General features: G+C 68.1%; 9 protein-coding genes. 3 read left to right on the plus strand and 6 right to left on the minus strand.

The annotated features are described in order from the left end of the window. From AZG88_RS31960 to AZG88_RS31970, 3 genes are all read right to left on the minus strand, one after another. A partial coding sequence (locus tag AZG88_RS31960) for an acyl-CoA dehydrogenase family protein (protein ID WP_061700144.1) occupies positions 1–747 on the minus strand: 747 nt, incomplete at its 3' end. 30 nt (positions 748–777) lie between these two features. Further along, positions 778–2,247, minus strand: a complete 1,470-nt coding sequence (amaB, locus tag AZG88_RS31965) for an L-piperidine-6-carboxylate dehydrogenase (RefSeq protein ID WP_442971761.1) — start codon at positions 2,245–2,247, stop codon at positions 778–780. A gap of 44 nt (positions 2,248–2,291) precedes the next feature. Beyond that, positions 2,292–3,446, minus strand: a complete 1,155-nt coding sequence (locus AZG88_RS31970; RefSeq protein WP_061700146.1) for a 2-oxoadipate dioxygenase/decarboxylase family protein — start codon at positions 3,444–3,446, stop codon at positions 2,292–2,294. 30 nt (positions 3,447–3,476) lie between these two features. Here AZG88_RS31970 and AZG88_RS31975 point away from each other — a divergent pair, with 30 nt between their 5' ends. The 3 genes from AZG88_RS31975 to AZG88_RS31985 all read left to right on the plus strand — a co-directional run bounded on the left by AZG88_RS31975 (position 3,477) and on the right by AZG88_RS31985 (position 6,135). Further along, positions 3,477–3,941, plus strand: a complete 465-nt coding sequence (locus AZG88_RS31975; protein WP_025432271.1) for an Lrp/AsnC family transcriptional regulator — start codon at positions 3,477–3,479, stop codon at positions 3,939–3,941. Positions 3,942–4,006: 65 nt separating this feature from the next. Further along, positions 4,007–5,350: an L-lysine 6-transaminase gene (gene lat, locus AZG88_RS31980; protein ID WP_005239956.1), complete on the plus strand. Its 1,344-nt coding sequence runs from the start codon at positions 4,007–4,009 to the stop codon at positions 5,348–5,350. Further along, positions 5,347–6,135, plus strand: a complete 789-nt coding sequence (locus AZG88_RS31985) for a tyrosine-protein phosphatase (protein ID WP_005239957.1) — start codon at positions 5,347–5,349, stop codon at positions 6,133–6,135. Before lat ends, AZG88_RS31985 begins: the two co-directional genes overlap by 4 nt. Here the strand turns inward: AZG88_RS31985 and AZG88_RS31990 are convergent. The 3 genes from AZG88_RS31990 to AZG88_RS32000 are packed head-to-tail and all read right to left on the minus strand — an operon-like array spanning position 6,099 to position 7,184. After that, a complete protein-coding gene (locus tag AZG88_RS31990; protein ID WP_005239960.1) occupies positions 6,099–6,431 on the minus strand; it encodes a VanZ family protein in 333 nt (110 codons plus the stop codon). The genes AZG88_RS31985 and AZG88_RS31990 overlap by 37 nt on opposite strands. 2 nt (positions 6,432–6,433) lie before the next feature. Beyond that, positions 6,434–6,772: a hypothetical protein gene (locus AZG88_RS31995; RefSeq protein WP_005239962.1), complete on the minus strand. Its 339-nt coding sequence runs from the start codon at positions 6,770–6,772 to the stop codon at positions 6,434–6,436. A gap of 1 nt (position 6,773) precedes the next feature. Next, the gene (locus AZG88_RS32000) at positions 6,774–7,184 is read right to left on the minus strand and encodes a DUF1707 SHOCT-like domain-containing protein (RefSeq protein WP_061700147.1); all 411 of its coding nucleotides are present in this window, start codon (positions 7,182–7,184) and stop codon (positions 6,774–6,776) included. Between the last annotated feature and the right edge of the window lie 34 nt (positions 7,185–7,218).

Consider the following 7,218-nt stretch of genomic DNA (forward strand, 5'->3'; position numbering starts at 1 on the left):
CGGGTCGGCGTCGACGCCGAGAGCCTCCAGTTCGCTGATCGCCCGGCGGGTGATCCCCATCGCCATGCACCCGTTGATCCACGACCCGAACAGCTGGCTCTTCGCGAAGTCCTCGGCGGAGACGACGGCACTCACCAGATCACGTGGCACGGCGAGCCCGTCGAATGTCAACCGGACCGTGTTGGACCCGCGGGCCGCGATCAGCGGGAGTTCCTCGGCGGTGAGTCCCCGAAGCGGTTGTGCGGGAATGATGACGTGCACGATGGAGTCGTCGAATTCGTCGCGCGCCGACACCTGGAGCAGATCGACGATGCCCCAGCCGGTGACGAACGGCGACACCCCGTCGAGCACGTAGCCGTCGTCGACGCTGCGTGCCCACAGAGTGGGCGGGACGGGAATCGCTCCGGCCAGGGCGACACCGGCCCGCACGGTGCCGTCGATGAGCCCGTCGAGGTAGCGACCCTGCAGGGCCGTGTTCGGCGAATCGGCGAGACCGGCGACGACGCCGTGATGCTGCATCCACGTGAATGCCGTCGCGAGGCAGCCGCCGCACAACGTCTCGATCACGTCGACCAGCACCGACGGCGACACACCTTCGTCGCCCGGTGCCGCGAGTCCGTAGAAGCCGTCGGCGGCGAGAGTCTCGAAGTGACTGTCGGGAATCTCGCCGTCGGCATCGACGCTGTCGGCCACCGGGAACAACACGTTCTCGGCAATTTCACGCGCCATCTCGGTCCAGTTGCTCACGCCCCGAGAGTAGCGGGTCGACGCCGCCGATCAGGTGAACTCCACCCCCTGCGCGAGGGGGAGTCGATCGGAGTAGTTGACGGTGTTCGTCGCGCGGCGCATGTAGGCCTTCCATGCGTCGGATCCGGACTCGCGTCCGCCGCCCGTCTCCTTCTCGCCGCCGAACGCCCCGCCGATCTCCGCACCAGACGTGCCGATGTTGACGTTCGCGATGCCGCAGTCGGAACCGTCTGCCGCGAGGAACCTCTCGGCCTCACGCTGATCGGTGGTGAAGATCGACGACGAGAGCCCTTGGGGCACTTCGTTGTGCAACGCGATCGCCTGGTCGAAGTCGTCGTAGGTGAGGACGTAGAGGATCGGCGCGAACGTCTCCTCCTGCACCACCGATGTCTGCGCGGGCATCCGGACGAGGGCGGGCGAGACGTAGTAGGCGGAGTCGCTGCCACCGCTGCGTTCGCCGCCGCAGACGACGGTCCCGCCGTCGGCGCGGGCCTTGTCCAACGCGGTCTGCATGGCCTCGAACGCGGAGCGGTTCACCAACGGTCCGACGAGGACGCCGTCGTCGAACGGGTTCCCGACCTTCAACTGGCCGTACGCCGAAGAGATGCGCTGCACCAGCTCGTCGGCGACGGAGGAGTGCACGATCAGCCGCCGCAGGGACGTGCAGCGCTGGCCCGCGGTGCCCGCGGCGGAGAAGACGATTCCCCGCACGGCCAGATCGAGATCGGCGGACGGAGCCACCACCGCTGCGTTGTTGCCGCCCAGCTCGAGTAGGCATTTGCCGAAGCGCGCGGCGACACGCGGACCCACGGCGCGACCCATCCGCACCGACCCGGTGGCGCTGACCAGCGCCACGCGTGCGTCGTCGACGAGACGCTCGCCGACGTCCCCCTCGCCCTGGACCAGGGCGTGGATCCCGGCGGGTGCACCGACGTCACGGGCAGCGCGCGCCAGCAGCGCATCACAGGCGATCGCGGTGAGCGGAGTCCGGTCCGACGGCTTCCACACCACCGTGTCGCCGCAGACCAGCGCGACGGCGGTATTCCACGACCACACCGCCACGGGGAAATTGAACGCCGAGATCACCCCGACGACTCCCAGCGGATGCCACGTCTCCATCAGCCGGTGTCCCGGACGTTCCGAGGCCATCGTCCTGCCGTACAACTGGCGTGACAGACCGACCGCGAATTCGCAGATGTCGATCATCTCCTGCACTTCGCCCTGCGCCTCGGACGGAATCTTGCCCGCCTCGAGGGTGACCAGTTCCGCCAGGTCCGTCTTGTGCTCCGTCAGAAGCTGACCCAGGCGGCGAACCACCGCGCCGCGCTGGGGGGCGGGGACGGTACGCCACTCGAGGAAGGCGTCGTGCGCTGCGGTGATCGCCCGGTCCACGTCGTCAGCGCTGCTCGCGGTCACCGTGCGCAGTTCGGTCCCGGTGATCGGGGTCCGCGCGACGAGCGGTCCACCGGCGTCGGTGATCTCGGCGCCGCACCGGATCAGTGCCTCCTCGGCGCGTCGGCGCAACTCCTCAGGGGCGGGAAGGTTCACGATGCTGTCCTCTCTCGGGTTCGATCCTGCTGCTGTCGGTAGAGCGTGAACGGGTCGTGCACGGGCCGGCCGAGTGTCTCGGCGAGCCACGGTAGGTGGTCGGGGCCGGAGTCCACCGCCACCGGGAGGTAGTCCTCGTAGAGAATGGGCTCCGCGACATGTTCCTCGCCGGACAGCCGATGGTTGAAGTACGCCAGCCCGCTCGCCTCGAGTTGGGCTTCCGTTCGCGGGAACTCGCGGTCCCAGCGGGCGGAGTCGGCGTCCGCCAGACGGTCGTACAGTTCCCGTCCGTCCGGTGTCAGTGCGATGCCGCGTGACTCCGCCACGACGACTCCGCCTGGTTCGCCGACGGCGCGGAACGACGCCTTCCGCAGAAGTACGTCCGGGCCGCTCCACGCGGGCGGTCCCTGGATGCGGTCGATCATCGTGAGGCCGCGGCGCGCCGACTGCAGGCGCAGGTCGTCGAGGTCGAAGACCCGCGGCGCCAGATGGACGATGCGGACGTTAGTGCGCCCACCGATGTCGGCGGCGACGGGGGAGATACGTTCGAGTTCGGCGTGCCAGGACCGGTCGGCCGCAGTGTCCGACGATGCGAAGGCCGTGGCCGCCAGTGCGACGAACCGCTCCGCCGTCGGCGCCGTCAGCCCGCCTTCCTCGGTCGCGAGCGTGGCCAGGTGCAACACCTCCGTGGGAAAAACCGTGCGTGCGGCGAGAACGTTCTCGAGGCGGCGCTGCCGGTCGCAGTCGAAGAACCGGCGATCGGCGGTGGTGAGCATCGACGTGAACATCCCGAACGGGTTGCGGCCCAGTTCGATCGGATCGACGGGACGAAACGCCGTCGAGACGACGGGCTCGGGTGCGGGTGCGTCGCGCAGGTCGTAGCAGCCGACAGGGTGCATTCCGAAGCCCGCGAACAGGATGGCCGCCTGGCGCAGCTCCGTGGGTCCACCGAGCCGGATCGCGCCGCGGCGTTCGGATGTGATCCGGGCGAGGCCGCCACGGCGTTCGGCGTCGGCCGGGTTTCGCGCCGCGAAGTCCGCGTTGACCGCACCGGCCACGTCGACCAGCGTGTCGTAGGCGGGCACCTCCCGGCCGTACATCGCGGCCAGCATCCGGGCAAAGCGGGCGCGGAGCTCCCACGTTTCAACCATGATGCACCTCCGCTGGGCTAGCCTGCGCTGGTGGTGGAATCTTTTCGTAGCGACGCACCCCATACTCCTCTCGACGACATCGATCGGGTACTGATGCAGGAGTTGGTGGCCGACGGCCGGGCGACTCTGGCGACACTCGCCGAGAAGGCGGGGCTGTCGATCTCCGCCGTGCAGTCCAGGGTGCGCAGGCTCGAGGCCCGCAAAGTGATCCGCGGGTACACCGCGAAGGTCGATCCGGATGCGCTCGGGCACGGTCTGTCCGCATTCGTCGCGATCACCCCTCTCGATCCGTCGCAGCCCGACGATGCACCCGCCCGGTTGCGGAACCTCCCCGCGATCGAAGCGTGCCACTCGGTCGCGGGGGAGGAGAGCTACGTGCTGCTGGTGCGCGTCGCTTCCCCACGGGAGCTGGAACACCTGCTGCAGGAGATCCGTGCCACCGCCAACGTACACACGCGCAGCACCATCATCTTGCAAACATTTTACGACAGGTGAGCCCTGTTCCGGATATGTTGCCGAATTGTCGCCGTTTCACAGGAATTTTGACGTAATCTCTCGGTATGAGCACAGCGATTCGATTTACCGGAGATGGGGGCGAGCTGCCGGCGAGCCAGGTGCACGACGTGCTGCGCGAGCGCATTCTGGTCGACGGTTTCGACCTGGTGCTCGACCTGGAACGCTCACGCGGTACGCATCTCGTCGACCAGCGCGATGGCACCGACTACCTGGACATGTTCGGATTCTTCGCCTCGTCGGCGCTGGGGATGAACCACCCGGAACTGGCGGACGACGACGCCTTTCGCCGGGAACTGGCGGCGGCGGCGATCAACAAGCCGAGCAACTCCGACATCTACACCGTCCCGATGGCACGGTTCGTCGAGACGTTCGCCCGGGTGCTGGGGGATCCCGCACTGCCGCATCTCTTCTTCATCGACGGTGGCGCACTCGCCGTAGAGAACGCTCTGAAGGTGGCATTCGACTGGAAGAGCAGGCTCAATGAGAGCCGTGGCCTCGACCCCGCGCTCGGCACGAAGGTGCTGCATCTGACCGAGGCGTTCCACGGGCGCAGTGGATACACCATGTCGCTCACCAACACCGAGCCCGGCAAGGTGGCTCGGTACCCCAAGTTCGACTGGCCGCGCATCGACTCCCCGTACCTCGCGGACGGGCGGGACGTCGTCGAAGCCGAGCGCCACGCGCTGGACCAGGCACGGCGCGCGTTCGCCGAGAACCCCTCGGATGTGGCGTGTTTCATCGCCGAGCCGATCCAAGGAGAGGGGGGAGACCACCACTTCCGCCCGGAATTCTTCCAGGCGATGGAGGTGCTCTGCCGGGAGAACGACGCCCTCTTCATTTTCGACGAGGTGCAGACCGGGTGCGGTCTCACCGGCACGGCCTGGGCGTACCAGCAATTGGGAGTGCACCCGGACGTCGTCGCGTTCGGCAAGAAGACTCAGGTCTGCGGCATCATGGCCGGCGGCCGGGTGGACGACATCCCCGACAACGTGTTCGCCGTCAGCTCGCGGATCAACTCCACCTGGGGTGGCAACCTCACCGACATGGTGCGGTCCCGCAGGATCCTCGAGATCGTCGAGGAGGACAGGCTCGTCGACCGAGCACGGATGACCGGGGCGCATCTCCTCGAACGACTGCGGGAACTCGCACGCGCGAATCCCGAGGTGACCGAGCCGCGGGGACGCGGCCTCATGTGCGCGATCACGCTCCCCACGCCGCAGCGACGGGACCGCGTCGTCGCCGACCTGAGGGACCGGGAGCGGGTGCTGATCCTGCCGACCGGCAAGCGCGGGATCAGGTTCCGCCCACCCCTGACGGTGACGACCGCGGAACTCGACGCCGCCGTGGATGCACTGGCCCGAGTGCTGGGCGGTACCGTCGACGCATGACGCCGATACCGCTCACGTCCGTGCCCAATCTGCGAGACGTCGGTGGCTACCGAACCCGGGACGGCGCGAAAGTGCGCACCGGCGTGTATTTCCGTTCGACCGATCTCAGCCGCGTCGCGGACACGGACATGCCGCTGCTCGACGGCCTCGGGATCCGGACGGTGTACGACCTGCGCACCGCGGACGAGCGTGACGCGGCACCCGACAAACTCCCGGACGGGGCTCGCGCGGTCGTGTTGGACGTGCTCGCCGACAAGGGGATCCGGTCCATCCCCGCGCAGATGCTCCAGGTGATCGCCGATCCGATGATCGCGGAACGGGAGCTCGGCGGCGGACGCGCGATCGAATACTTCGAGGGCAGCTACCGCGACTTCGTCGTGATGCCGAGCGCGGTGTCGTCGTACCGGGAGTTGTTCGGCGACCTGGCCTCGAACGGCAACACGCCTGCCCTCGTGCACTGCACCACCGGCAAGGACCGGACGGGTTGGGCCACGGCGGCGCTGCTGCTTCTCCTCGGCGTCAGTGAGGACGACGTGTTCCACGACTACCTGCTGACCAACGAACTCCTGCTTCCGTCGTTCGCGGGCGTGTTCGAGAAATTCGTGGACGCGGGTGGAGATCCGGCGTTGCTCGAGCCCGTGCTCGGAGTCCGTGAGCAGTACCTGGAGGTGTCCCTGGCCACCATGCGCGAGCAGTACGGGACCGTCGAACGGTACTTCTCCGACGGACTCGGCCTCGACGCCGGGGTTCAGACTCTGCTGCGGGAGCGCATGATCGCGGACTGAGCGGACAACCCGATCGCCACACCCACCATGTCGGCGCAGAGGTCCCAGACCGATCCGTGCCGGCCGATCGGCAGCACGCCCTGCAGTATCTCGGTGATCACCGCGAACGCCGCGAGCCAGAGCACGGTGATCCGTGGTGTCAGGAGCGCGTACCGGGAGGCGGCCGCCAGCGCCGCGAACAGCAGGGCGTGCACCACCTTGTCGGCATGTTCGGGACCCGACGGCGTCGCGGACGCAGGGGAGAGCAGCATGACCAGTGCCAGCACGGTGAGTACCGCCACCGGAACGAATCGCATAGTCACCGCTCGACCGTGAACCCCAGTGCGCCCTCGGCAAACCGTTGCACCGCATCCGATCCGCTCGCGAGCGCGTCCTCGTGGCCGGTCCGCGCCCAGCCCGTGAGGGTCGCGGAGTCCCCGGACGGAGTGAGGCCCACCTCGGCGAGCAGTTCGCCGGTGTTGGGCTGGCAGATCGCCCACGAATAGTGCTCGTCGCTCAGCCACTGCGCCGTGCGGCGGGCGACGTACTCGGGTTCGGCGATTCCACCGTCCGCGAGCGCCGGACGATCATCGACCCGTTCGTCCGCGCGCAGCGCGCGCAGGTACCAGCCACCCGCATTCACCTCGACAGGTTCCACGTCAGCGGTCCCGGTCGCGGCGGCGATCGCGACCGTGGCGGTCGTCGCGGGTGCCGAACAGGATGGCGCCGGCGGCAGGGATCATCAGGAAGAACAACCAGCTGTTGTCGACCGGGACGACGAAGAACAGCACGAGGGCGACGAGCGGGATCACCGACATCACGATGCGACGCCAGTTCTGGTCGCTGTCGGTGCCGGCCGATTCGGCCTTGGCGGGCGTGCCGACCGTGGTCGCGGGGAGGTCGGTGAACACTCGGTCGAGTTCGCCGCGGGTCGTGGCATTCGTGACCGCGATACTGCGCTCATCGAACTCGGGGACCGTCAAACGGCCCGCCGCGAAATGTTCGCTCAGCAAGTTCAGGGCCTGCTCACGTTCGGCAGTGCCGATACGGATCTCGGGAACGTCAGACATGCGTACAGACTACTGTGAGTCCTTCTCGACCCCC

Source organism: Rhodococcus sp. LB1 (genome assembly GCF_001583455.1).
Classification (GTDB): domain Bacteria; phylum Actinomycetota; class Actinomycetes; order Mycobacteriales; family Mycobacteriaceae; genus Rhodococcus_F; species Rhodococcus_F opacus.